Here is a 25097-nt window from a genome sequence, read left to right as displayed (position 1 = left end):
CGTAGAACACCTTGATCAACGAGGAAGAGCCCTCCTCATGCCGTCCCGCACCTGCGAATCATCATCCAAGGGCTCCCCGCAACAGAGCCGCACCCAACTCGGAAAGTTGAAGAGCGTCGTTCGTACGGGAAACTCCGACATAGGACTCGACGGCCCCCGTATACGCGGCGGTACTTCGGCACATGTATGACGAGACACCCGATCCACACCCCGCGGGAGAGCGACACATCACATGCAAAACGCCCTGCATACGACATGAACGCAGAGGGCTGCGCCCCCGTAGAAGGCAGAAATACCTCCGAAGCACACAGGTCCGGACACGTACACGTCGCATTGCGAGGAAGAGGTGCGATGAACGGTTCCACACCCTGCCGGAACCCCGGCCCTGCACGGATCAGAGTGCTCGTCGTCGAGGCGGATCCTGTCGCCGCCAGAGCCCACGCGCTGTACGTGCGGCAGCTGACCGACTTCGAGCTGGTGGGCATCACCCACACATGCGCCGAGGCGCACCGCCAACTCAGCCGCACACGGGTGGACCTACTCCTTCTAGATCTTCACCTGCCGGACGGGCACGGCCTCGCACTCGCACGCACCCTGCGCGCCACCGGCTACCGCGCCGACGTGATCGCGGTGTCCTCCGAAAACGACCTTGCCGTGGTCCGCCAGAGCGTCGCACTGGGCGTCGTGCAGTATGTACTCAAGCCGTTCACCTTCCCCATCCAGCGTGAACGGCTGCTGCGCTACGCAGAGTTCCGATCCGCATCAGGCCTGGCCGGCGGGCAGGAGGAGGCCGACCAGATCTTCGCCGCCCTGCGCGGGTCGCAGCCGGCCGACCTTCCCAAGGGGCTCAGCGCCCCTACCTTGGAACGGTCAGACATGCCCTGCGTACGGCCGCCGAGGAAGGACTCTCCGCAGCTGCGCCGCTCGGCCTGGGCATCGGGATCTCCCGGATCACAGCCCGTCGGTACCTGGAGCACCTCGTCAGTACAGGCAGGGCCGAGCGCAGCCCTCGCTATGGGCAGGTAGGGCGGCCGGAACTCAATTACCGCTGGGTGAGCGCATCGGTGTCTCGCGAGCAGCTCCAGGCACGCACGATCCCGGCTGTGCACGTTGTGGATAACATCTGCCCATCACATCCAACTCGGGTGCCCCCAGGACGAATTCAGTCCTCACACTTCTCGGCATACAGGTACTCCGCCATCGCCTCGGTGTCTACCGACGGATCCATCACCCGCACGCTCAGGAGAGCACCGAACGCCCCCGGCCCCTTCTCGTCCATCAGCCCGCACATCAACGCCTGAGCATCCGCGTCGAGCGCCTTCCAGGCCTCTTCGTAGACCAGCTCGGCGGCAGCGCCGTCGAGGATGTCCTCCTTGCGGCCGGCCAGCACATCAACCACTACCTGCGCGTATTCGTCGCCGGTTAGGGCCTGGCACTCAGGCCGCTCCGAGACGTCCGCGTTGGTGTCAGCGGCGAAATTCTCTTCCAGAAGCGCCTTGCAGTCCTTGATCGTGTACGTGGCCTCGCTCCGCGACGGCGTGGTGCCGGCCTTGGCGCCGGTTGCTCCTTCGCCGGAGCTGGAACATCCGGTCAGCGCAAGGCAAGCGGACGTGATGACAACAATGGTGGTACGTCGCATGTGGCCCCCAAGTGTTTGCGGGATGGTAGCGATGGGTTGGTGGATGGGGCAGGACGGCTACAGCCGATCTCCAACCGATATCAGCGCCACCGGTCACGCTGCTGTCCGCGCGGTGGTGCCGATGGCTACTCCCCCGGCGCTCTCCCAGCGCCCTTCGGACGGCTCGGCGAGTTGGCGCGAGCGGCTTCCGCAGCTCCGCCCACCGGTAGGCGTTTCCCGTAGCGCAGTCGATGCCACATGGGCATGCCGAACCAGAGCCAGATGATCCCGCTGAAGGTCGCTGAGGCGATGATCCTGGATGCGTCGGACCCCATGGCCATGGTGACGATGAGCAGCATGGCGCTGCTCATCGCGATCATGAGCAGCGCCAGTCCCACGATGGCCATTCGGTTGGAGACTGCGAGCAGTTGGGAGCGCAGACCATGCCGGAAAACGACACGGTGGAAGGGGGCCGGAGCGGTCAGGCATGCGGCTGCGCTGAACGCGGTGATGAGCGTCGCGACGTACTGGTAGGTCTGCGCCTCACTCAGGGTCTCGAAGCGCGGGCTGAAGGCGAAGGTCATGAGGAAGCCGAGGAGGAACTGCACCCCCGTCTGCGCAACACGTACCTCCTGAAGCAACTCGGCGTATGCCTTATCGGGATTCAACCCGCCGATCTCACCAGGGTCGACCTGGCTGTTGCTGCCACGCTCCGACTTCTTCGACAGGACAACCGCCACGGAGTGGTCCCTTCCTTCTTGCCGGTGTAAGCCCAGCATGCGCCCTCACCTTCATGTGGAGCGGAGCGGCGGCTATCGCGGCTGCTGCTTGCCGCGTACCAGACACGCCAGAACCAGGAATGCCAGCAGAGATGCGCCGACGACAACGGTGCTCACGAGCGTTATGCCATGGAATTCGTCCTGCCACCCGGCGCCGCGCTGCCCCTGCCGATCGCTCGCATCGCGCACTCCCGAGGCCAGAGCCACGTCATCCGACGCTCCGGCGGCGGGAGTTGTACGGCCGGCAGCAATGTCATCGGCGCGGAAGTGCACATCGGAGCATGAGTAGTAGGTGTCTGGCATGTCGCTGTTGCGCCACACGGTGAGGATGAGGTGACGCCCTACTTTGTCCATGGGGAGCTGCCCCGTGAAGGTATATGCGCTGGCGTCCGGGACCGGATCCGTCACGGTGAGGAACGGCTCCGTTTCCAGGTGGGACCACTTCAGCGGTTTCTGCGAGTCGTAGTCGTCGTTGGTGACGTAGAGCTCGAATCGCCCTGGCGTCTGGACAGTTGTGGCGTAGCGGAAGGCGAAGTCTGCGCCTGGTATGAGCTCCGTGACGGGCCAGTCGTCCCGAGCAAGGTCGAGACCGCGGAACTTGGACTGACCTGCGCTGCATAATCGGCCATCGGGGATGCGCTTGCGCTTCTTCCCTTCCGCGTCCGTGACACGGACGTTGTCCCATTCGTAGAGCGCCCCTGGGTCACTGGCAGCGGCTGCCGCGCTGCATGCGGGGGTCCCCAAGTACCGGCCGGTCTCGGGGACGCACGCGACGCTTCGACTCACCGGGATGGTCGGCGCCCCGTGCGCGAGGGCCTGGTTCGGGGACGGCAGTGCCAGGCCTGCCAGGAGTCCCAACACCGTCCACGATCGCGCGACTGCAGTGCTGGTCATGCCGCTCCCTGGGTAGGTCGCGGCCGCCGGTCCCGGTCCGATTCCGCCCGCAAGGCGGGTGCGTGACTCATGTCACCGTCTACGTATAGAACCTGCCTCAAAGTTCAATTCATCGCCCCAGAATGTTTGAGCGTTCGCAGCCATGGTTTGTTCATCCGAACACGCCTTCGCGTTCCGCTCAGCTCTGGGATCGGGCAGGGCCCGAACGGGGCGTGTCCACACGGCTCAGGGCGGCGCGACGCACACCGCCCGCCGTCCCGCAATAGCCTCACAAGCCCCCGCAGTCACACCCGGCGGGGCTACAGTCGCCGTGCTTGGAACATCCGGGGTCGGCGCGAGTTCGCCACGGGACTGTGAGAAAACCTCGTACTACCGCACGTCAAACCCTTCTGCCGGCCATGCCATCGCAGGCCGCGCGACGACGAATGAGTCAATGACCGATGAACAGCCCATCGCAGAAGGAGCGCGTCGGCTCCCTGTACACGCGCTCACTGCCCTTGCTGATGATGTCTCTCGGGGCGCTCGGCTTCCTGATCGCCACCACTGCTATCTGGGATCTGGCCTGGCCTTGAGCCCCACAACAGCGCCGACTGCTTGACACCGGAAACGTTGCGGCTCACCACCCACGCCTTCGGGGCCCTCGCACGCAATTGGGGCGGGACGCCATTGGATCTGGCGCCCCGCCCCGATGATGTAGCGCTTGGAGATTGCGTCGCCCTACGAGAGAACGACGATTCCACGCCACGACCAGTCGCAGCTCACGTCTTTACGAAGGTTCCCTCACCGATGGTGTACGAGCAAGGAACCGACTCTCCAAACTGGCCCTTCGTCCAATGCCTGCCGACTCGGTACGAGTCGAACCTGTCATACATGGGCCAAGGGATGGCGTAGTGCCAGCCTCTTGGTTTCACCCAGAGGCACTCGCCGGTGTAACTCGTGTTGAGGTAGAGCGTGGCCCATTCGGCCCGGTTGTTCCAGAGGGAAGAGGCCGAATCGGTCATGGGGCCGAAGTACCAGGTGTCGTACCTTGCCTGGCCAAAATCCCCGGTGTAGTTCGAGTGCTCCCACTGGCAGTAGTAGCCGTCGAAGCACTGATTGAGGTCCGCGGAGGCCGGGCTGGCATTCGCCACCCCGAAGCCTATCGCGAGCATTCCCGCTACTGCTACCCCTGCGAGTTTTCGACGAAGCGCACTTAGCATGCGATCCACCCTTCTCCAGCCACTAAGCGACTGGAAAGTCACTTGCGCCGTCGAGCAAGACGGTAGGCGGCGAGCGAACCCTTCGCCAGATGTCACACTTATTACGGGACAAGAACAGCTGAAGGCGTTCACTGGGATGTTCACACAGGTGTAGATCACTGCCACGCAAACAGGGATCTTGATGCCATGTCGCCGACAGTCCCCAAGGGCACCGGGCGGAATGCAACGTTTACTGTCATGTACCTGCAACCTCGATTGCATCCACTGCCGCAGTCCCGAGTCTCAGGCTTGTCCCGCAAGCGGCGTGGGCGCAGCAACACGGTCGAACGGCGGGTGAACAAGTGGAACCACCACCGCTCAGTCGCGACCCACTACGACAAGCGCAACCACGCCTTCAGCGGCACGCTCACCATCACCACGATCCACATCTGGCCCAGGGACACGGTCCAAGAGCCATCAGAAACGCCCTAGGGTTCGGAACATGGCCGACAACACCGCCTTTCTCGCCACCGGTCCTCGCGTCGCCATACGCCACCTCACGTATGCCGACGGCGAAGCCTTCACCACGCTGGCCCGTGCGAGCCGCGAACTCCACCACCCCTGGCTCGCCCCGCCAGTCACCGCCGAGCATTTCGCGTACTTCGCGGAGCGGCTGATCGTGGACGCCTCGCGTGCCGGCTTCCTCGTCTGCGAGCAGGACAGCGGACGGATCGCCGGCTACGTCAGCATCAACAACATCGTCGAGTTCGGCTTCCATTGCGGTGCTCTGGGATACGGCGCCTTCGCGCACGCTGTGGGCAAGGGCCTGATGACCGAAGGGCTGCGGCTCGTCATCGCGCACGCCTTCGGACCCGCGCTCAAACTGCATCGTCTGGAGATCAACGTCCAGCCGCGCAACGCCGCTTCGATCGCGCTCGCCCGCCGCTGCGGATTCCGCCTCGAGGGGTTCTCGCCGGACTTCTTGTACATCGACGGGGCGTGGCGCGACCATGAGCGGTGGGCCCTCACAACGGAAATGGTCCGGCAGCGGACCAAATAGGGTCCCGCGCCGGAGCGAGGGCCCGGGGAGCGTCGCGCCATCCCTGGCCGAGGTACAGCCCGGGATTCAGGCTTCGCGCGCCGGCTGCTGATCCGCGGATCAGCGCGAGTCCTTGCGACGCGTGGCCGCGAGCGTCAACCCGGTTGCTCCCGCCGACTTCTTCCGCGACATCTGCCCGCCGGACTTTCCCACTGCGCCGCCGAAGATAGTCCGCAGCGGACGCAAGAAGTCGTCATGCGCAGCGCCATGGTGCGACATCACGAACACGGGCTGATCCACGTGGTCGATCCAGCGAACGGTGAACGGGGCGATCCAACGGTGACGGCACAAGCCGGTCCGAACTCCTTGTCGTACCAGCCCGCGGCACGAGACTTCATGCCACCGTGATGGAGGTCCGTAAAGCTAACGGTGGCTGTGCGCTTGGTGGATTCAGCGGCGGGCCGTGGAGATCCGGCAGTCGAAGGTGCTCGAAGGGTCCGAGGCCAAACCTTTGGCCTGCACACGGTGTTGGACTACTGCCGGCGCCAGGGCGATGGCTCCACAGGTAGGTCGGGGGCCCTGACAGGGCGACAATTCCCGCCGCACCACAGCGACTGAGACGGCGTCCGCTCTTGAGATGACCGAGAAGAGTCTTGCCAAGCAAGACGGCGCCCTCTTGTGTCCCGTTAAACTAATGACTACTGTCCAGCCCATCGCGACCCCACTGGCTGTCTCGCGACCTGAGCGCAGCACTCCGCACCAGAGTTTACGGGGAGGTCAGAGCGATGCGACAGGTCCGATGCAACGCCGAACCATGGGGCGGGAGTCGGGAGGGCTTCGCATGTTTCCTTCATCCGCAATCGATGGCCTCGATCCCGAGCCCGAGTCGGACGACCTGTTCGTACGCCAAGTTGAACGACGCGACCGTGACGCGCTCATAGCGCTGTTCACCGAAGCCCACACCGCCCCGGACGGAACACCCGCGACCTCGGTCGGCTGGTGGGTGCAGGACCTCTTCGGCCGCCCGCATCCCACGGTCAGCTTCTCGGAAATGCTGGTCGCCGAGGACCTGCGAACCGGCGCGCTGGTGTCGAGCCTGATGATGATCCCGCAGACCTGGTGCTACGACGGCGTTCCGCTCAAGGTCAACTGCCTGGAACTCGGGGCCACTCGACCCGAGTACCGGCGGCGGGGGCTGATGAGCCGCCAGCTGGAGCTTCTGCTCGAAGGAAGCGCCCGTCGAGGCGAGCTGATCCAAGCCCAGACCGACATCCTGTACTTCCAGCGTGGCTTCGGCTATCTCCCCGTCATGACGCAGCGTGCGGGCCGCGGCGGCCACGCACGTGAGCTGCCGCCGGTTCCGTCCGGCGGCGAACCCGTGCGGGTGCGCCCGGGCAGCGCGGCAGACATCCCGCTGCTCACCGAACTCGACGACCGGATGCGCCGGCGTGTCCTTCTCTCCTGTCTGCGCGACGAGGCGCAGTGGACGTACGAACTCTCGGGTCGAAGCCCGGGACACATGATGCGCAGCGAGATCCTGATCGTGGAATCCTCGACCGGTCCGGTCGGCTATCTGTTGCTCGGATACGGCGGAATCCCCAGCCACCCCATCCCCCACTGGCTGCCGGGCTTGGAGTGCCCGGAGCCGGTGGTGTCGGTCGCCGGATTCGAGCTGCTGTCGGGAGTCTCCTGGTGGGAGGTCGTTCCCAGCGTGCTGCGGCAGTTGACCGCGGGCGGCGAGATCGAGGGGCACGACAAGCCGATGGACGGCTACATGCTGTGGCTCGGCACCCAGCACCCTGCGTACGACGTCCTGTCAGACCTTCTCGTACGCAACCCACCGCACATCGGCTGGTTCCTGCGCGTCCCCGACAAGGCCGCTCTGCTCCAGGAGATACGTCCGGTACTGGAGCAGAGACTGATCGGCACCGCCGCTGAGAGCTTCACCGGCGAGCTACGGATCCACCTGTACCACCACGGCCTGAGCCTGCGCTTCGAGGCGGGCAAGCTGTTCGGCATCGGGCCGTGGCCCGCGCACAGCCGCAGAGGCTCCGACGCCTCCCTGCCCGAGCAGATGTTCCTGCAGTTGATCTTCGGACATGCGACATGGGACGAACTGGCCCCCGCGTTCCCCGACTGCCGGCTGCAGACCCGGACGGCTCGGCTGCTCCTCCCCCTGCTGTTCCCCCGCGGTACCTCAAGCATCTGGCCGCTGATCTGAAACGCCTTACCCCACTCTCAAGGAGCACGATCATGGTCATGGCTCATGCCTCGCATGTTCAGGACATCCTCGACACCTACGTGGCCCGCACTCCGCGATCACGTGCGCTGCACGAGGAAGCGAAGAAGTACCTTCCAGGTGGCGACACCCGGACCATCAACCACCACACCCCGTATCCGATCTTCATGGAGTACGGACGTGGCGCGAGACTGACCGACGCGGACGGCAACGAGTACATCGACTTCGTCAACAATATGAGCGCCATCGTGCACGGGCACGCCCACCCGGCTCTCGTGGCCGCGGCGCAGCGGCAGGTCCTGGACGGCACGGCGCTCGGCGCACCCGTCCCCGTGCAGATCCGGCATGCGGAGCATCTCACCTCCCGTATCCCGGCTTTGGAGCAGGTGCGGTACTGCAACTCGGGGACCGAGGCCACCATGATGGCCATCCGGACCGCGCGCGCCTTCACCGGCCGGGACACCATCGTAAAGATTACCAACGGCTATCACGGCATGCACAACGACGTGCAGGTCAGCATGATCACCGCGCTGCCCGGTGAGTGGTACCCGCAGGACGGCCTTCCCGACTCGTTCCCGTCGGCACACATCCCACGGGGCGTGCCCCGGAGCGTGCAGAACGACGTCCTGCTGTTGCCCTTCAACGACGTTGCCGCGGCTGAGGAGTTGTTCGAGAGGCACGGCGGGCGGATCGCGGGCATCATCGTGGAGCCGATGATGGGTGCTGCAGGTTGCATTCCCGCCTCTCCCGAGTACCTGCACGCGCTGCGACGTCTGACGAGCGAGCACGGCAGCCTGTTGATCTTCGACGAGTGCGCCACCTTCCGGCTCGGCCTACTGCAGCTGCACTACGGCATCGCTCCCGACCTGATGTCCCTGAGCAAGGTCATCGGTGGCGGTCTTCCGCTGGGCGCGTTCGGCGGCCGCGCGGATGTGATGTCGCTGTACGACCCGACCCGGCCTGGATCGGTCTTCCACGCCCAGGCGTTCGCCGGAAACAACCTCTGTCTCACTGTCGGACTCGCGGCGCTGGAGACGTTCGGGCCCGACGAGATCGAGCGGCTCAACCTGATGGGCGAGCACCTCAAGAAGCAACTGGCGGAGGCCGCTTCGGCAGCCGGGGTGAAGGTCGAGATGACCGGGTTCGGCTCGATCGGCCACCTTCACTGGGGGGAGGGTCCGATCCACAACCCTCACGACGCACAGACTCGGGCCGCGGACACCGGCGCCCTCGCCGAACTGGTGCATCTGAGCCTGCTGAACCGAGGAATCTATACGTCCCGCCGCGGCGTCTTCACCCTGTCCCTGCCCATGACAGACGGAGATCTGCAGCACTTCGCCACGGCACTGCGCGAGGTTCTGAACGAGTTGAAGCCGTACATCCGCGACACCCTGCCGCACCTCATTCGGGAAGGCGTCGCAGCGTCCAGGGAGAAGGCCTGAGATGGACCTGCCCGGACTCGGCCTGACGACGGTGGCGGGCCTCATCAAGAGCGGGGCCGTGTCTTCGGCGGAGTACGCAGCGGCGCTCTTGGACCGTATCGACGCGCGCGCGGATCTCTGCGCGTTCATCACCGTGGACCCCGATGCGCTGCTGGCTTCGGCCCGCCGCGCCGATGCGCACTTCGTCACCGCTCCGCCGGGTTCCCTCGGGCCCCTGCACGGTGTGCCGATCGCCGTCAAGGACAACATCGACACCGCGGATCTGCCCACCACAGGCGGCACCCCGGCCTTGCGTGACCACCGGCCTGCCGCGGACGCGCCTGCCGTCCGGGCGGCACGCGAGGCCGGGGCGCTGGTCCTCGGCAAGACGAGCCTGCACGAGCTGGCGTACGGGGTCACAGGGGAGAACCCCGCATTCGGTACGGCCCGCAATCCCTACGCTGCCGACCGGATCGCCGGCGGGAGCAGTTCGGGCACGGCCGTCGCAGTGTCCGCCCGGCTTGCACCTGCTGGTTTCGGGACCGACACCGGTGGGTCGGTCCGTATCCCTGCCGCGCTATGCGGCATTGCGGGACTGAGGCCCACAGCGGGCCGCTACGACGCTCGCGGCACCATGATGGTCTCCCGCACACGGGACACCGTAGGGCCCATGGCACGCACGGTCGCCGACCTCGCCCTGCTCGATGCCGCAGCCACGCGGGCAGCGGAGCCGCACGTCGACACCGATGACCTGCATGGTGTCCGCCTGGGAGTGATCCGAGGGCTCTTCTACGACGATCTCGCACCCGACATCGACGAGCTCATGGACAAACGCCTGAGCGAACTGGAGGCGCACGGGGCGCGCCTCGTGGATGTCGAACTGCCGGACGGCACCGATGAATTGATCACCGGGACCCACCCGATCGCCTTTCGTGAGACACCCGAAACCCTGCAGGCGTACCTGAACACTGTCCCAAGTGCACCCAGCCTGGCGGAGCTGATCGAGCAGTGCGGAAGTCCTGATGTCCGGCACATTCTCACCAGCATCTCGACAGACGGCAGGATTCCTGCCGTCGTGTACCAGAAGGCCATGGAGGTGTACCGACCCGCACTGCAGGCCGTCTTCCGGGACGTGTTCTCCGCGCATCGCCTCACGGCGCTCGTCGGACCGACCACACCGCTCACTGCCGTTGCTCCGGGCACGGAGACCGCCCGTCTCGGTGAGCGGGCCGTGCCGCTCCTTCTCGCCTATACGCGCAACACCAGTCCTGGCAGCGCCATGGGCTGGCCTGGACTGACGTTGCCCGCCGGACTGGGTGACACCGGATTGCCGGTCGGGCTGTCGCTCGACGGGATGCCCGGCCGCGACCGAGAACTCCTGCGGGTCGGGGGCGTCTGCGAACGCATCTTCGGGTTCCTTCCCGAGCCGCCCGGCTGAGCGGACCCTCGAGCACCCGCCCTGCTCAACTCGCCCTCACCAAGCCCAGATCGAAGAGGCCCGCACCGTGCCGATCCCGTTCCGGGAGGTCATCTCCCATCCCGACCTTCCCGCCAGATTCCCCGACGCGGAGATGATCGAGCGCTACCTCGGGGCGGGCAGCCCCGCGGGCGAGCTCATCTACCTGGGCCTCGGCGAGACCTGGACCCAGGTCGCCCCCGGTCTCGTGTCCGCTCTCGCCGGGCCGCTGCCGAGCCACAGCCACGGATACATCGTGTCGCAGTACGGCCTCCCCCGGCTGCAGCGGACCCTGCGGTCCTACATCGCCTCGTCCCACCGATTGCCCTCCGGTCTCGAAGCAGGACGGGACTTCGAAGTCGCGGTGACCAGTGGCGGCACACGCAACGCGATGTTCGACTTCGCACGACTGCTCCAGAGCGAGCCAAGCCTCGGCCTCATAGCCGAATCCGGTGTGACTCCCGTTCTCATCTCCACGCTTCCCGGCTGGAGTTACGAGAGTGTGGTCGACGCGCTCGGCTACCGGAGCCGGTATCTGCCGCTGTGGCAGGACAACGGATACCAGCCCTCGACCAAGGAGTTCGACGAACTGCTCGACTCCGTGATCGCCGACCCGGGGCAGAAGCCGGCCATCATCGCCATCAACGCCCAGCACAACCCCACCGGTGTCAACTGGCGTCCGGACACGGTCCGGCACATGATCCGACGCGCCCTGGAGGCCGGGGCCGCCGTCCTCATCGACGACGCGTACTACGGCGTACACGACCCAGGAGTGACGCCGACATCGGCTTTGCGCATACTCCTCGAAGAGCTCCAGGGCGCGCCCCCCGAGGCCCACCGCCGCTGGCTCGCCGTGCGCTCCCTGGGCAAGCAATTCCACTGCAGCGGCTGGGGAATCGGAGCGGCGACAGCCCATCCGGACACCCTGGACGCGCTCGTCAACACCGTCCTGCTGACCCGCAGCTTCGCCACGGCGGTCCCTCTCCAGGAGGCCATGGCCGACTGGCTGGAGGATCCGGCGGCCGAGCGCTACCGGGAAGAGAAGAATCAGGAATTCGCGGCCAAACGAGCCGAGGTCAGCGAGCTCGTCCGTACCCGCCTCGGCTATCCGCCCGACGCGATACACGTAGGCGACTGCACGGCATTTCTCTGTGTGAGACTCCCCTTCCCCGCGCACCGCGGCGGAGAGCACCTCGCGGAGTTCCTGGAGGAGTGCCTCAACAAGACCGGTGTTCTGATGGGCGTCGACCGCACGATCGCCGACCGCTCAGGCGAAGGCGCACACGAACCGATCTGCTTCCGGATCTATCTGGGGCCGCCGCAGGAAGTCCTCACCGAAGCAGTCACCAGGCTGGCCACTGCTGGATACACCTACCGGCTCTGACCGCGGCCGGATACACCTACTGGCCCTTACCGGCCAACTCTCCCTCCGTACACACCTGACGAGGACCACCCCATGGAGCACAAGCCCTACGTCATCGACCCCACCGGTCGTGACCTCCCAGGAGAGTCCGCTCATCTCCACTCCCTGGGTCCCGCCGTTCTCGTGGAACTCCCCGGCGGCATCCGGGCGTGGGCCGTCACCCATCACGCGGTGCTGCGACAACTCCTCATGGATCCCCGCGTCTCGAACGACCCCCGGCAGCACTGGCAGCCCTGGATCGACGGGGAGTACCGCGATCTGTGGATCCGGAACTGGATCGGCGTCGCCAATATGACGACCGCTCATGGCCCCGATCACCAGCGCCTGCGCAAGCTGGTCGCCCCCGCCTTCACCGCTCGCCGTATCAATGCCCTTGCGCCACGCGTCGAGCAGATCACGAACGACCTCCTCGACGCGTTGTCGACCGGCCGGCATTCCGAGGTCGTGGACCTGCGGGCCGCGTTCGCCTACGCCTTGCCCGTGCAGGTGATCTGTGTGCTCTTCGGCATCCCTGACAAGACCCGCTCCGCCATGGTCCGCCTCGTCTCACGCGTGGTGAACACCACGATCAGCCCGGAGGAGGCCGGCGCGACCAATGCGGAGATTCACACGATCCTGAGTGACTTGGTCGCGCTCAAGCGCCGGCAGCCTGGGGAGGATGTCACCAGCGTCCTCGTGCACGCGTACGACGAGGACAGCGGCGGCCGCCTCAGCGAAGCAGAGCTCCTCGACACGCTCCGCCTGTGTATCAGCGCCGGCTACGAGACTACCGGCCACCTCATCGTGAACGTCATTCGCACTCTGCTCACCCACCCCGCCGCACTGGAGCTCGTGCGTACGGGTGCCGTGGCCTGGCAGAACGTCATCGAGGAGACGCTTCGCTGGGCGCCGCCCGTCGCCAACGTGCCCCTGCGCTTCGCCGCCGAAGACATCGCCATCCCCGGCGGTCCGACCATCCGCAAAGGTGAGGCCATCCTGCCCGCGCTGGCCGCGGCGGGCCGGGACCCCCTGGAATACGGCGGCGACGCAGAGCAATTCGACCCCCGGCGCTGCCCCGTCGAGCACATGACCTTCGGCCACGGCCTCCACTACTGTCTCGGGGCTCCGCTGGCCCGCCTTGAAACCCGTATCGCGCTGGCCGCCCTGTTCGACCGCTTCCCGGACATGGCGCTCGCCGAACCGCCCGCCGCCCTGAAGCCGGTCGAATCCTTCATCATGAACGGCGTGCAGGCTCTGCCCGTACGGCTCCATCCGGGACGTTCGGAAACGGCCACCCGGCCCTCCTTGCTGCGTCGGGCGCGGGCAGACCACCCGACCGGGGCCCGACCCTGAATGTTCCAGGGCGACGACTCCTCTCCAACTCGTTGTCCCGTTATGCCTCGTCGTTATTGCTCCGTTTTCGTGGCCACTCCTACGCTGACGGCCCGACCCCACCACCTCGGAGAGAAGCGACCCCTACTTCATTCCGACGGTTACCCACAGCCGGGTCTCCGTCTGGTGAATGCTCGCAGCTGGATCTTTACCCTCCCCTACGCATCCTGCTGCGTGCGGGCGTCATTTCTCCCCTGGGACTTCTCCTTACCGGCGCATTTGCACCCCACTGCGCCTCTCCCTCTCCCGAGGAGATCGATGCCACCCCAACCGAAGCGCTCCTCCGACAAGCCGCTTCCTGCAGCACCCGGCAAACTCTTGACGGCCTGGCTCACGGGCGATGATCCGCATGCCGTTTACCGGGAGTTGCGCGCGATCGGTGAAATCGTCACCTACCCAGGCGGCCTGTTCGCGCTGAGCCACCGCACGTGCCGAGTGCTGCTCACCGACTCGCGCTGGGAGCCGGTGCCCCGTTCCGCCGGGCCGGAGAGCCTGGGGCTGCAGCGCTTGGGCCGCACCATGCTGTTTCGCTCCGGGGCGGAACACCGCACCGCGCGCAGGACGCACGGCGCGGCGGTCAGCAACCGGGGCCTGACGGACCTGCGGCCCCTGGTCGAACGCCGGGTGGACGAGGCCGTTCGCCGACTCCTCGATGCGTTGAATGCGGCGGGCGAGGGCGCCTCGGTGGACGCGGTCGCGCTGGTCTCCGATCCACTGCCCGTAGAAATCATCTGCGATGTGCTCGGACTGCCGCAGGACGGTCGCGGCGAGCTCGCCCGACATGCGGAACACTCCTTCCGCGTCCAGGAGTTCACCGCATCGCCCGAGGACTTGGCGGTCGCCAACCGTTCCATGCTTGAGGTGGCCCGGTACATCTCCGAGAACGATCCAAGCCTTGGCATCGACGCGATCGACAACCGCACGCTGATGCTGGCGGGCGGCGCCACGACGACATCCGCGCTCCTCGGAGCCGTGCTGCATTACGCGGCCTCCGGTGCTGTGCTGCCGCCTGCCGGCCCGCCAGGGGACGAAGCCAGGGTGCGTCTCGTCGACGAACTGCTGCGATACGACCCACCGGCCCATATGTTCACGCGTCGGGCGGCCGAGGACACGGAACTCGGCGGATTCCCGATGGCCGCGGGCACGCTGGTGCACGGAGTGGTCGCATCGGCCGCCCGCGACCCCGAGTTGCTCGACGACGGCGACGCGTTCCGGCCGGACCGGACCCCGGTGCCGCACCTCGCGTTCGGTGCGGGCCCGCACTTCTGCCCCGGATCGCGACTCGCACGGATGGAGGCGGAAGTTCTCCTCGACCGACTCGCCAGGGACGTACCGGCGTTCGTCAGTGCGGGCGCGCCGCGCCGGCCCGACTGGGCGCGGCTGATCCGGCACTTCGCACACCTGCCGGTGCGGCTCGCGCACGTGATGCGGGATTCCGCCCCGGCACAAGGCGAGGCACCACCCGGGGCCCGACGCTTCGCCCACGTCGGTGGCGGGGGTGCGGTGTGACCGTGAGCGCCGAGCACGTACCCCCGAATCGCCCGCATCCGGTGGAATCGAGCGAGGACAGCCTTGTACGGATCACCCAGCCGCACCCCGGCGTCGTCCAGCTCGCCCTGGGCGAACCTTGTCTCAGCACAGAACTCCTTGAGCGCCTCGCCGAACTGCTGACTCAGCACCAGGACGCCACAGCCGTGATCATCACCGGTTCGGGGCCCGGTTTCAGCCGAGGCGGCAAACCACGGTCCGTCCTCGCCGACACGCTCGCGCTCGCACGGGCGGGTGCCAGGGCCCATGACGCGCTGCGCGCCGTGCGCGGCGTCACCCTGTGCGCCCTGCACGGCGACTGCTTCGGCGCAGGAATCGCCCTCGCCCTCGAATGCGATCTGCGTATCAGCGACCCCGCCACCCGCTTCCGAATGCCCGAACTGGCCCTGGGGATCAGCCCGGCCTGGGCAGGAACAGCGCGCCGCATGCGCGAAGAGCTGGGTGCGGTACGAGCCCGATGGCTGCTCTACACCGGCGAGCCCGTAGACGCCCGGACCGCGTACGACTGGGGACTCGTCCAGGACATCGCCGAACCTGGACGTGCGCTGGACCGCGCGCTGGAGCTGGCCGAGCGACTGACCAAGGCGCCGGGACGCAGCGTCACCCACGCCAAAGCCTATGTGCAGGCGCAGAGTTCGGGCGACTGGCGCGCTCTGGATGCCCAGCTCCTGGACTCCTCCATCAGTGCGCTGCACAACGGCCTGAGACCTGGATGACGGGCGGCACCCGAAAGATCGACGCGCATATGACAAGCAATGCGCAAGGTACTGACAAGCGGCGATCCGCAGGATTCCTTCCACACCCCGCACAGGTATTTCGACGCGGTCAGCGTTGAACGGCAGAAGGAATCCAATGCGAAAGCGTTCACTCAGGAGATGGTCGATCACCGCGGCCGCCGCCACCGCACTCGCGGCCGGCGCCGTCCTCATTCCGGCTACCGCGGCCGAAGCACGACAGCCGTACGTGTTCCGGCTGTGCAACGAAGGCTGGAACTACTCCGTCCCGGCGGAGGTGTACGGCACGACTTCCGGCGGCCAGCTCTACAGATTCCAGCAGAGCCTGGTCAATCGCGGCGAGTGTCATGTCATCAACATCGACGCGCGCTTTACCGCCAAGGTCAACGTCCGGGCTTACGGCCCCGGCGGGGGCGCCTATGTCACCCACAGGGCCTTCGACACCGGCAAGGGTCTGAACATCACCACCTGGGGCGACCGCTACACCTACATCCCCTACAAGGTCACCTGAGAGGGACAGCGCAACACGGAGCTCCTGGCAGCACGTACGGCACTCTCATCCGCCATCTGCCAGGCGCTCTCTGGGAGTTCACGTGTTCCTACGGTCGCGGTCGCTGTCCTCCCGGACATGCGTGGTGTCCCAGATGGCGCGACAGGTGTCGAGTGCGTCGCGGTCGGTGCCCGGAATCGTAGGGATGAAAGGCGCCTGCCCGAGCAGCTCGGAGTGCGGGCGCCCGGCCGCGGCCCGAGGGTCCGCGAACCGGGTGTCAAAGGTGGCAGTCCTGTGCCAGTGCTGGCGGTCAAGCCACCAGGCGGCCCGGCGGGCGATACATCCGAGGACCGCGAGGAAGGCGAGCAGGACGACGATGGCCAGCAGTGCGACCAAGTAGTACGGAGTGGCGGTGACGATCCGGTCGAAGACGCCGAAGGCGTTCACATCCACCCCCTGTGCGCCCATCCAGAGACGGCTGAAAGGACCTTGATCTCGCCGGCCTTGTGCACGTGCAGTTCTTGTCTCATGTGCGTCCATCGCCTCGCGCGGAATCCTGACGCAAGTTGCTACGCACGCAGCGCGACCTTGGTTCACCCGACCTGGTAGACACCATCCTGGTCGGTCGCTTCCATGTACTCACTGAACTCCACGTTCGCCAGCCACAAGTTGGCGTCGACGGATGCGAAGTCGGAGACCATGGCGCGGAAGGTTCCGCCGTGTTCCTCGTACCCCGGGTCCACGTTCACGATGAGCAGCGTGCGGTCGTGGGGGCGGTCAACCGGTGCGGCCGTCCGGGCGTCGGCCACCGCCAGGTAGACGCAGCCGCTGTCGTCCGGGACAAGGTTGAGCAGTTGTTCTGCCGACAGGCCTTCGTACGCGGGATCGTTCACCAGACGAAGTCCACCCAGCAGTCCATCACTTGCGTCTTCCTCGACCCGCACGCACAGGTCGTCCCACACTTGCTCGGAGGTGAAGCACGTACGGATCAAGAAGTTTCCGTCGCCGTCAGGAAGGTTTCTCACGGGTGGTGACCTCGGTTCTGTCAGGTAGGGGTCACAGTCCAGCACATCGGATCCGGTGTGTCGCGATGGCTGCACAGGCACCTACATCCACGGAGTCAGGTGGTACATGGTTCGCGCACGACCGACATGTTGGCCGAAAGTGACATGTCCATCAGATTCGCGTGAACTCATGCACACACCGGTGCGTAGGAACCTGTGAACTGGCTGCAGGCGCTGCTGCGGCCAGTTCACTGATGCCATCCTTCGAGGAGGTCTGCTCATGTCGCTCCGACGCAAGCACCACCAGCACGAGGACTCCGCTGAGGATGATGCCCAGAGCGATGCCGAAGAGCAGTCCCCAGAGAGCGGTTCGCAGGTTTCCGACGACGCTGCCGAGCTGCTCGACGACATCGACGATGTGCTCAATGAGATCGAGAATCCGCAGGAATGGGTCGCTGCGTTCGTGCAGAAGGGCGGCCAGTAGGCGTGCACACGCCGGAATCCCGTAGCCAGGATGTTCTCTTCGTCAACGGTGGGGCCTTCCAGCATCAGTGTGCGACGTCCCCCGGTCTGGAACTAGGCGACGAGGCCGAAGCCTACTTCTGCGGGATCGAAGACATCGCATTCGCGATCTGCACCGGCCAAACCCTCGTATTCGACACGATCAGTGGCCGGGACCTGGCCGAGTTCGGGCTGATCCAGATAACAACCTATCCGCGCCCGACAGCCACGCTGCTGAGTACCGTCTCCGCGTACTTGGCCCATCGCGAGCGGCCACCCGTCAACTCGGCGGCGATCAGCGCGCCGACCAAGCTCTATCAACTGATGGTCCTCGCGCAGGACGATCTGCCGGTGCCCAACACATTTCATCTGGCAAGGCCCCTCCTGGCCGACTCCTACGCGGACCTCGCGGACCAGCTCGGCCTGCCGTTCATCCTGAAGGCGGTCAACGGCACCGGCGGGCGGCTGAACTATCTCATCGAAACCGAGGTCGATTTCCGCCGTTACCTCGAAGACCCCGCCCATGCCGAAGTCGCCTTCCTGGCCCAGCAGTTCATCCCCAACAACGGCACCTTCCGCGCCCTTGTCCTCGGCCGGGACGTACCGATCGTCATGCACCGCTGCAGCACCGACGGTTCACACCTCAGCAACACGGCGCAGGGCGGACATGCCACGTTGTTCGACGTGGACACCTTCGAGACGGATGTGCTCTGCATGGCGGTGCGCGCTGCTGCGCTGATGGGGTGTGAGGTCGCGGGGGTCAATCTCGTGCAGGACCGGAATACGCGCCAGTGGTACGTCCTGGAAGTCAGCTCCAACCCCGCGATCGCGACGGGTGCTTTCGCCCAGCAGAAGACTCGCGCCTACTCCGCCTATCTCCGCTCGAAGCTCGCGGCCAAGCCCTCCGTCGCCCGTCTGTGAGCAGCGGCAGCTCGCGGGGCGCGGCCCGGGACACGGCGGTTGTCCCACGCGCCGGCCCCGGGCCCCAGCAGGGTCGCTTCGCTCCCGGAGCGACCCCCAGTCACCGGCGACAGGTGCCAGTGACGGTGCACGCCGCTCAGGCAGCCTGCACCATCGAGTACTACGCGCCCAAGGTCGCGCAGGTTCAGCATGCGTCGGAGCGCACTCGCGAGCGTCCGCCACGTCGAGGGTCAGCCTTCGGGAACGGCATCAGAGCAAGGATCCCGCAAGGGATCCGCAAGATCCGAACGTCACGCTTGCCGGCACGTTCCCGCCATGGGAATTGGTCATGCCGCGTTGACAGTTCAGGAGAAGGTGAATGGGTACGAGCACCATCAAGAAGTGGGCCGCACGAGGCGCTGCCGCTGCCACGGTCGCGGTGTCCGCCGCACTGCTGCCCGGTTCCAGCGCCACCGCGGCCGTGGTACGGCCGGAGATTCTTTCTGTCTGCAATTACGGTCAGGACTTCCACGTCCTGGTCCGCCTCGAAGCCAAGAGTCTCTGGCCATGGCCGGGGCAGGCGCCGGAATGGACTTCTGGTCCCATCTATCGAGGAACTTGCACCGTCATCACCGTGCCCAAGGATCCCAGAATCGGCGGTGAGCGGATGGCCACCATCATGGTCAAGAGCTTCAGCAAGCAGATAAAGACCGCCCGCCAGACACCGGTCGATCCCAGTCGCGGCATGCACATCAATGTGCGCAATACCTTCCAGGCCCCCATCGTGGCCCGGTACTAGCGAGTTGGTGAGTGAGCGCAGGGCTCACGGCCGGCCTGCACGACAGCTGTTCCACTCCCGCTGGTCACGCGAAGGTCAAGACAAAATGTCAGTCTCCTTCGGCGCATTGACGCTGCATTGCGGTCACTTGTAAACGAATGGTGACCAAGATGGTGGTAGGGCGAGAGCAGCGCACTCCCCCGCCCATCCTCCCTTTCGTACTCCGATCCAAAGGACGACTGTGTTCAAGACCTCCCCAATAGCCGCACGCGCCGCGCGCGTTGCCGGTGTCGCGGCCGCCGCGACAGCCCTCACCCTCGGTCTCGCCGGCTCTGCCCTGGCATGTGACATCAGCGAGTTCAGCGCCGCCGCCGTCTGCGACGGTGAGCAGGGTGTCATCACTGTCACCGACAAGGACAGAACGGGCACACCCGCGACGGTTACCGTCTACCGACAGGCGGACGGTACCGAGAAGCTCATCGGCACCCAGGTGGTGAAGGGCAACCGCGAAGGTGTCACCATCACGTTCAAGGAGAACTGGCAACCGAAGGCCACGTACCGCGTGCATGTGAAGGCCGCCGACCAGGTCGACGAGGACATCAAGCCGCACCTCACGACCCCGGACAAGGGCTGCATGCCGGACAAGCCGACCGAGCCCCCGAAGCCGACGCCGACCCCGACTCCGACCCCGTCCAAGCCGGTCGAGACAACGCCTCCACCGACTTCGGCTCCGACACCGACCCCGACCCCGAAGCCCACTCCGGCGGGTGACTCCGAGCTGGCCGAGACCGGCTCCGACTCGAATACCGGCCTCATCGCCGGCATTGCCGGCGCCCTGGTCGTCACCGGCGGCGTGATGTTCGCACTGCGCAAGCGGGGTTCGGCCAACAGCTGACCCACTGGACCGGCCGTACGAGGACAGTCATGTCGCCTCGTACGGCCGGTTCTGCATGACCGTGCCGGCGTATCCCGCAGGCCCCATCAGAGTCGGCTCACTGATGCCTGACGACACATCACAAGAACCCACCGTGGATCTGCTCGGGATCGTCATAGGCGGAGCCGGCGAAGTCTTCGAAAGACATGTTGGCGATGGCCAGGTTGCCCACCATCTCCGCCACGGCTGCGGGCAGGATCCGGAACCGGCGTGTGAAACCCAGCCCAGGCACCTCAGCGTCTCGGTCCTCCATGTCCGGGTCAGTACTCACTGCCAGCAGCGTCTGTTCCCCTTGAATCGTGTGGCCATCGGCCAGGAACACGACTTCGTGCAGTGTCTCGTGCAGGTCTTGAGGGAGCGCAGCCAGCACCTCGTCGGCATCCGCTCCTGCCCAAGCCGGGTCGTTGACGAGATGGCATGACGGTTCGGAAGGGTCTTCGTCCCCCCACGGCTGCCGCAGGCCCAGGACGACTTGCTGCCAGGCAGCTCCGTCGGAGTAGTCGGTGCGGATCACGAGAGCGTCCCACACCGTGTCATCGGCCAAGTCGACAGGGGGATGGTTTTCCATGGCGGTCACAGCCCTGACCACGCGTTGTTGCCGCCTCGAGTTCATCGGCGCCAACTGCCCGGCAGGGCCTCGGCGCCGGACCTCTCTCAAGTGGCAAGGGTTCCGCAAGGGCAAAACAAGACGCGTCCTGACCATGAGGGGTGAAGCAACTCGACAGTGACGCCTTCCCGGCGCACCAGCATGTGAAGGAGATCCATGCACACGAGCACACGCAAGAGATGGTCGGCGCGGTTTGTGGCCCTGGCCATGGTCACAGGGGCGTTCGCCGCAGTGCCGGCGGCGTCGGCCCAGGCAGGCACCCCCGGCTTCTTCACGATCTGCAACAACAGCTCGTCCTTCGGCGTCGATGTACAACTGCCGGCCACAGGTACTCAGCGCGCCTACTACCTGCCCTTGATCGGATACAAGCAGTGCACGATCCAGACTCTGGAAAGGAATGAGACCCGCCGGGCGATCATCCACGTCCACGCCAACGGCCGCTCCAAGGAAGTACGCAACTTCACCTTCTCCAGCAATAGCGGCGTCGACGTCAAGGTTCGCGGCACTTTCACCACACCGATAGTGGCCCGCAGCTGAGCGTTTGAGCGGCTGGGATCGATCCGGCCGATGGCACACATCGAGTGGACCTGACGGCCTCTCAACCGGCGCCACCGGCCGGACCTTCCCCGGGCACAAGAGTTCAGCAAGGACACGACAAGGCACGTCGCGAATCCTTACTGACGCACCATCACCAGTGCGGCGCCCTGCGTCGCCCGTACTTCAGAAGGAAGATCATGGGACAGCTCACACGGAAGAAGTGGCCGGCACGGATCCTGGCTTCGGCCATGGTCGTCGGAGCCGCGGCGATTCTGCCGACGGCTTCGGCGCAGGCCGGCACGCCTGGCGCGTTCACCATGTGCAACAACGGCACAGACTTCACCGTCCATGCCCTCCTGCCTCCCACCGGCAACCGCCAGGGCTGGGGGTCCCGCAACCTGACCCGCGGCGAATGCGTTGGCGTCGCCCTCCTGAAGGGCTACAACCAGCGAGCCATCATCACCATCCGCTCCGGCACCAACCGCAAGGAAGTCCGCAACTTCACCTTCCCGACCAGCAGCGGTGTGCACGTCAACGTCCGGGGCACCTACGTCTACCCGATCGTCGCCCGTAGCTGAGCAGATCCGTGACGACGGCCGGCCTTCGCAGACAGCGAAGGCCGGCCGTCGTCCGTTGCCCGGGGTCGATGCCGGCTAACCGATTCCCCCTTCATCAGGACACATCCCGAGCAGCAAGGCCGACGCAAGGGCAAGACAAGACGTGTCTTGACCATGAGGGGTGAATCAACTCGACAGTGACGCCTTCCCGGCGCACCAGCATGTGAAGGAGAACCATGCACACGAGCACACGCAAGAGACGGTCGGCGCGGTTATGGACGCAGCGACTCCACAGCGAGACGGAAGGCCACACGACGGAGATCGGTCAGCCGAACCGGCCCAGGAGCGGGTTCGGGCGTGCGGCCCTGAAGGTGGGCATCGTCGCGCTCGCCCTCTTGCCTGCAGCCGCCCTCTCCGTAGTGACCTCGGGGAACTCCGCGCAGGCGTCCGCGGGCGCCAGCATCCTGCGGAACATGGAGACCGGACTCTGCCTGGACAGCAACTTCAACGGCGATGTCTACACCTCGCCATGTGGCTCGCCCATCGACAGCAACGCATTCCAGCTGTGGGAGCGGTTCGAATTCAGAGGCTCGGTGCAGCTGACGAACATCGCAACGGGACGCTGCCTTTCGCAGCGCTGGGACCGCCCCATTGCGACCGAGCCGTGCAGCCTGTCCCACCCCAGTGCCGGCTGGCAGTTCTGGGGAGTCGAAGGAGGCTGGGACAACATCGTGCTCCGCAACAGCTACTCCGACGCTCTCGATAGTGACCGGGCAGGGGGCGTCTACTCGTACCCGTACAACGGTGGCGGTTTCCAGCGCTGGAAGCTCGGCTACTGAGGCCCTCCTGTAATGATCTTGCGCCATGCCTCGGCACTCTCGCGCAGCTCGGCGGCGAAGGTCATCGAGCCGGCGAGCGGTGCCGGGGTACGCATCGTGTAGGGCGCACGCCCTATTCCGCAAGCCGCAGCGAAAGCTCTATCTCCCACTTCTCCAGGTCCGGCTCCAGGCGTGGATCGGTGTGGTAGCTCTCCAGGCGGCAGCCCCACACCTCACCCGCTTCCGTGCGCACCATGTCCCACTTCAGGCTCTTGGCATGCCCCCACTTGAGCAGGGAGGCGGCCAGGCCCAGAAGTTTGTCGGGGTGGCCGATGTGGTGGACCGTCGCATAGCTGCCGGCCGGGAGAGTGCCGGCGAACAGGTCGGCGTGCGGGAGCCGCACCCGCTCGCCGACGGGAACTCCGGCCACCACTTCCAGCTTCCCGCTCCAGGTCCGAGGGGTCGATCAGCTCGTACTTGAAGAACGGCCCGTCGACCGGAGTGATGCCGCGTTCGGCGAGCAGACCGACGATCTCGGGCAGCCGGTCGGCGATCAGCCCGAACTCCGACCAGGTGACGCGGCCCCGGACGCCGACGAACGGCTGCTCGGCCCGCTCAACGATGCGCGGTTGAGTCCCCATGCGCCGATACTGCCGGCCGCCCGGCACATCGCACCCCGACGGGCCGCGCCACATCCGTCAGCTGTCGCCGTCGAGCAGCCCCGCATCATGCGCGAGCAGCGCGATCTGCACCCGGTTGTTCAGGTCCAGCTTGGTGAGGATGCGGCTGACGTGGGCCTTCACCGTGGCGACGCTCATGAAGAGCTCCTCGGCGATCTGCGCGTTCGACTTGTCCTGGCCGACGGCGACGGCCACCTCGCGCTCGCGCTCGGCGAGTTCTGCGATACGGGTACGGGCCTGCTGTCTGCGGCCGCCGGCCGAGTCGGGGTCGGCCGTCTGAGTGATCAGCTGACGCGTCACGGCCGGCGAGATTGGCAGCACGATCATCATCCACCTGTCGATCACCCAGAACACGGTGACCGTCGGGCGCAACATGAGCGCCGACACCTACCAAGTCAGCGACGGCAAGCCGCTGTTCGAGCTCGGCGAGGAGAAGACCGGCGGCTGCACCCCCAACGATGTCGCGGGCGGCAAGAAGCTCCTGGTGCTCGACTGGTGCCTCAACGAGATCACCACATACGGGCAGATCAAGGAGGTCGATCCCAAGTCCGGGGAGATCAAGTGGCGTTACCGGCTGACGGACAAGAAGACCAAGAAGACCATGGCGTGGAAGTTCAACAAGGTGTACTCCGTGGACCCGCTCGTGGTCTCCGTCCACGAGTCCAAGGACCAGTTCAACTGGTCGGTGATCGCCCTGAAGCCCAACGGCAAGCTGCGCTCCACCATCAACGGCGGAAAGTACAAGTTCGAGCCCTGCGCGGGATCCGGTGACTCCGGGCGTGGCGCGCAGAACTGCGATGGCGACCTGGTTGGCAAGGGCCTATTTTATCTGACGACGAAGCTGGCGGGCGAGGACCTCATCGGCCGCACCGAGATCGTTGCCTTCGACCTCGACACCGGAAAGGTCAAGTGGCGTCCGGGGCCGAGGACAAGCGCCAGATCCTTCCCGTGGCGACCGAAGGGTCGTCCCTGATCGCCTACGTCGAGGCGAGGATGGGGAAGCCAGGCCGGATCGTGCGGATCGGTCCGAAGGGCGAAAGCCCAAGACCGTGCTGCAGTTCGGCAAGACGGCGCAGCCGCTTGAGTACGAGGCGATGGCCGGCCTGACCGCGCACCGCGACGGCCGCTTCTTCCTGTCGAACACCCCTGCTCACCGGCGACGACGTGGGTGAACAGGCCCGGCTGCTGTCCCGACCTACACCAAGGCCGGGGCGCCCTTCCGGTCTGCCGCCTGCGCTTGCTCCAGCTCATGATCGATAGATTTACGCAGATATCGGCCCCACGGACGGCTGCCGCTCGTTCCCGTGGACCAAAGTCGCGGGCGCGCCGATTTTCCGCCACCGCACTCGCGACCGACGGCCGATGTCACACTGAAGACTCCGTTGCTCGGCAGGTCGGTCACGGCAGTGGGTTCTCGCTCAGCTCGGCGTACAAGCGGGTGTACGGGGATCAGCCCGCAGGAGCATCGCAGCGCAGCGCTGACGCAGTGAGTGTTCGGGGAGACAGCTGCGGCTTGTTCGCTCGGCACGGCAATGTGGCCGACCGAGTCATGTTGGCACCTGCGTGCGTACACCAGCGCGCGGAAGAGCTC

At 66.0% G+C, this 25097-nt stretch carries 28 protein-coding genes and 2 pseudogenes; 21 read left to right on the top strand and 9 right to left on the bottom strand.

Features of this window, described 5'->3' with window-relative positions; genetic code table 11:
• Positions 1-351: 351 nt before the first annotated feature.
• Positions 352-1055, top strand: a pseudogene (locus ACH4YL_RS24880) (response regulator); the annotation flags it as partial.
• 107 nt (positions 1056-1162) lie between these two features.
• Here ACH4YL_RS24880 and ACH4YL_RS24875 read toward each other — a convergent pair.
• From ACH4YL_RS24875 to ACH4YL_RS24865, 3 genes are all read right to left on the bottom strand, one after another.
• Positions 1163-1639, bottom strand: coding sequence for a hypothetical protein (locus ACH4YL_RS24875; RefSeq protein ID WP_398509615.1), 477 nt, complete (start codon positions 1637-1639; stop codon positions 1163-1165).
• A 125-nt stretch (positions 1640-1764) separates the two neighbouring features.
• Positions 1765-2358: a DUF6328 family protein gene (locus ACH4YL_RS24870; protein ID WP_398509614.1), complete on the bottom strand. Its 594-nt coding sequence runs from the start codon at positions 2356-2358 to the stop codon at positions 1765-1767.
• A 72-nt stretch (positions 2359-2430) separates the two neighbouring features.
• Positions 2431-3291, bottom strand: coding sequence for a lytic polysaccharide monooxygenase (locus ACH4YL_RS24865; protein ID WP_398509613.1), 861 nt, complete (start codon positions 3289-3291; stop codon positions 2431-2433).
• Positions 3292-3731: 440 nt separating this feature from the next.
• On the opposite strand from ACH4YL_RS24865, the gene ACH4YL_RS24860 reads away from it, so the two are divergent.
• Positions 3732-3863 (top strand): hypothetical protein, encoded by a 132-nt coding sequence (locus tag ACH4YL_RS24860; protein WP_398509612.1) that lies wholly within the window; start codon positions 3732-3734, stop codon positions 3861-3863.
• 186 nt (positions 3864-4049) lie between these two features.
• On the opposite strand, the gene ACH4YL_RS24855 is transcribed toward ACH4YL_RS24860, so the two are convergent.
• Complete coding sequence (locus tag ACH4YL_RS24855; RefSeq protein ID WP_398509611.1) at positions 4050-4490, bottom strand: peptidase inhibitor family I36 protein; 441 nt, start codon at positions 4488-4490, stop codon at positions 4050-4052.
• Between the two features lie 288 nt (positions 4491-4778).
• Between ACH4YL_RS24855 and ACH4YL_RS24850 the strand changes: the two genes are divergently transcribed.
• The 10 genes from ACH4YL_RS24850 to ACH4YL_RS24805 all read left to right on the top strand — a co-directional run bounded on the left by ACH4YL_RS24850 (position 4779) and on the right by ACH4YL_RS24805 (position 16211).
• On the top strand, positions 4779-4961 hold the full coding sequence (locus tag ACH4YL_RS24850) for a hypothetical protein (protein WP_398509610.1): 183 nt from the start codon (positions 4779-4781) through the stop codon (positions 4959-4961).
• Between the two features lie 10 nt (positions 4962-4971).
• Positions 4972-5529, top strand: a complete 558-nt coding sequence (locus ACH4YL_RS24845; RefSeq protein WP_398509609.1) for a GNAT family N-acetyltransferase — start codon at positions 4972-4974, stop codon at positions 5527-5529.
• A gap of 820 nt (positions 5530-6349) precedes the next feature.
• Positions 6350-7729, top strand: a complete 1380-nt coding sequence (locus ACH4YL_RS24840) for a GNAT family N-acetyltransferase (protein WP_398509608.1) — start codon at positions 6350-6352, stop codon at positions 7727-7729.
• 38 nt (positions 7730-7767) lie between these two features.
• Positions 7768-9189, top strand: coding sequence for an aspartate aminotransferase family protein (locus ACH4YL_RS24835; RefSeq protein WP_398509607.1), 1422 nt, complete (start codon positions 7768-7770; stop codon positions 9187-9189).
• Between the two features lies 1 nt (position 9190).
• On the top strand, positions 9191-10606 hold the full coding sequence (locus ACH4YL_RS24830) for an amidase family protein (protein WP_398509606.1): 1416 nt from the start codon (positions 9191-9193) through the stop codon (positions 10604-10606).
• Positions 10607-10673: 67 nt separating this feature from the next.
• Positions 10674-12008 (top strand): pyridoxal phosphate-dependent aminotransferase, encoded by a 1335-nt coding sequence (locus ACH4YL_RS24825; protein ID WP_398509605.1) that lies wholly within the window; start codon positions 10674-10676, stop codon positions 12006-12008.
• A gap of 72 nt (positions 12009-12080) precedes the next feature.
• Positions 12081-13379, top strand: coding sequence for a cytochrome P450 (locus ACH4YL_RS24820; protein WP_398509604.1), 1299 nt, complete (start codon positions 12081-12083; stop codon positions 13377-13379).
• A gap of 297 nt (positions 13380-13676) precedes the next feature.
• Positions 13677-14927, top strand: a complete 1251-nt coding sequence (locus tag ACH4YL_RS24815; RefSeq protein WP_398509603.1) for a cytochrome P450 — start codon at positions 13677-13679, stop codon at positions 14925-14927.
• A 2-nt stretch (positions 14928-14929) separates the two neighbouring features.
• The gene (locus ACH4YL_RS24810) at positions 14930-15682 is read left to right on the top strand and encodes an enoyl-CoA hydratase/isomerase family protein (RefSeq protein WP_398509602.1); all 753 of its coding nucleotides are present in this window, start codon (positions 14930-14932) and stop codon (positions 15680-15682) included.
• A gap of 136 nt (positions 15683-15818) precedes the next feature.
• Positions 15819-16211, top strand: coding sequence for a hypothetical protein (locus ACH4YL_RS24805; RefSeq protein WP_398509601.1), 393 nt, complete (start codon positions 15819-15821; stop codon positions 16209-16211).
• Between the two features lie 78 nt (positions 16212-16289).
• On the opposite strand, the gene ACH4YL_RS24800 is transcribed toward ACH4YL_RS24805, so the two are convergent.
• Complete coding sequence (locus ACH4YL_RS24800; protein WP_398509600.1) at positions 16290-16658, bottom strand: hypothetical protein; 369 nt, start codon at positions 16656-16658, stop codon at positions 16290-16292.
• A gap of 125 nt (positions 16659-16783) precedes the next feature.
• Positions 16784-17215, bottom strand: coding sequence for a DUF6924 domain-containing protein (locus ACH4YL_RS24795; protein WP_398509599.1), 432 nt, complete (start codon positions 17213-17215; stop codon positions 16784-16786).
• 259 nt (positions 17216-17474) lie between these two features.
• Between ACH4YL_RS24795 and ACH4YL_RS24790 the strand changes: the two genes are divergently transcribed.
• From ACH4YL_RS24790 to ACH4YL_RS24775, 4 genes are all read left to right on the top strand, one after another.
• Positions 17475-17678: a ubiquitin-like protein Pup gene (locus ACH4YL_RS24790; RefSeq protein WP_398509598.1), complete on the top strand. Its 204-nt coding sequence runs from the start codon at positions 17475-17477 to the stop codon at positions 17676-17678.
• A 2-nt stretch (positions 17679-17680) separates the two neighbouring features.
• Complete coding sequence (locus ACH4YL_RS24785) at positions 17681-18616, top strand: RimK family alpha-L-glutamate ligase (protein ID WP_398509597.1); 936 nt, start codon at positions 17681-17683, stop codon at positions 18614-18616.
• A gap of 358 nt (positions 18617-18974) precedes the next feature.
• The gene (locus tag ACH4YL_RS24780) at positions 18975-19394 is read left to right on the top strand and encodes a hypothetical protein (RefSeq protein WP_398509596.1); all 420 of its coding nucleotides are present in this window, start codon (positions 18975-18977) and stop codon (positions 19392-19394) included.
• Between the two features lie 220 nt (positions 19395-19614).
• Entirely contained in the window at positions 19615-20268 is a 654-nt protein-coding gene (locus tag ACH4YL_RS24775; RefSeq protein WP_398509595.1) for an LAETG motif-containing sortase-dependent surface protein, read from the top strand.
• A gap of 118 nt (positions 20269-20386) precedes the next feature.
• Here the strand turns inward: ACH4YL_RS24775 and ACH4YL_RS24770 are convergent, their stop codons facing one another.
• Positions 20387-20875 (bottom strand): DUF6924 domain-containing protein, encoded by a 489-nt coding sequence (locus ACH4YL_RS24770; RefSeq protein WP_398509633.1) that lies wholly within the window; start codon positions 20873-20875, stop codon positions 20387-20389.
• Positions 20876-21070: 195 nt separating this feature from the next.
• On the opposite strand from ACH4YL_RS24770, the gene ACH4YL_RS24765 reads away from it, so the two are divergent.
• The 3 genes from ACH4YL_RS24765 to ACH4YL_RS24755 all read left to right on the top strand — a co-directional run bounded on the left by ACH4YL_RS24765 (position 21071) and on the right by ACH4YL_RS24755 (position 22847).
• Complete coding sequence (locus ACH4YL_RS24765; RefSeq protein WP_398509594.1) at positions 21071-21451, top strand: hypothetical protein; 381 nt, start codon at positions 21071-21073, stop codon at positions 21449-21451.
• Positions 21452-21648: 197 nt separating this feature from the next.
• A complete protein-coding gene (locus ACH4YL_RS24760; protein ID WP_398509593.1) occupies positions 21649-22029 on the top strand; it encodes a hypothetical protein in 381 nt (126 codons plus the stop codon).
• 215 nt (positions 22030-22244) lie between these two features.
• On the top strand, positions 22245-22847 hold the full coding sequence (locus ACH4YL_RS24755) for an RICIN domain-containing protein (RefSeq protein WP_398509592.1): 603 nt from the start codon (positions 22245-22247) through the stop codon (positions 22845-22847).
• A 112-nt stretch (positions 22848-22959) separates the two neighbouring features.
• Here the strand turns inward: ACH4YL_RS24755 and ACH4YL_RS24750 are convergent, their stop codons facing one another.
• Together ACH4YL_RS24750 and ACH4YL_RS24745 are read right to left on the bottom strand one after the other, a co-directional pair.
• Positions 22960-23256 carry a hypothetical protein gene (locus tag ACH4YL_RS24750; protein WP_398509591.1) on the bottom strand — a complete coding sequence of 99 codons (297 nt, stop codon included), beginning with the start codon at positions 23254-23256 and terminating at the stop codon, positions 22960-22962.
• 268 nt (positions 23257-23524) lie between these two features.
• Positions 23525-23818: pseudogene (locus ACH4YL_RS24745) on the bottom strand (response regulator transcription factor); the annotation flags it as partial.
• Between the two features lie 61 nt (positions 23819-23879).
• Here ACH4YL_RS24745 and ACH4YL_RS24740 point away from each other — a divergent pair.
• Both ACH4YL_RS24740 and ACH4YL_RS24735 read left to right on the top strand, forming a co-directional pair.
• On the top strand, positions 23880-24479 hold the full coding sequence (locus ACH4YL_RS24740) for a hypothetical protein (RefSeq protein WP_398509590.1): 600 nt from the start codon (positions 23880-23882) through the stop codon (positions 24477-24479).
• A gap of 76 nt (positions 24480-24555) precedes the next feature.
• Positions 24556-24678 carry a hypothetical protein gene (locus ACH4YL_RS24735; RefSeq protein ID WP_398509589.1) on the top strand — a complete coding sequence of 41 codons (123 nt, stop codon included), beginning with the start codon at positions 24556-24558 and terminating at the stop codon, positions 24676-24678.
• The last annotated feature ends 419 nt before the right edge of the window (positions 24679-25097 follow it).

The sequence above is a fragment of the Streptomyces sp. NPDC020681 genome, assembly GCF_044334895.1.
In the GTDB taxonomy this organism is placed as follows: domain Bacteria; phylum Actinomycetota; class Actinomycetes; order Streptomycetales; family Streptomycetaceae; genus Streptomyces.
This window is presented reverse-complemented; position numbering and strand designations above follow the sequence as displayed.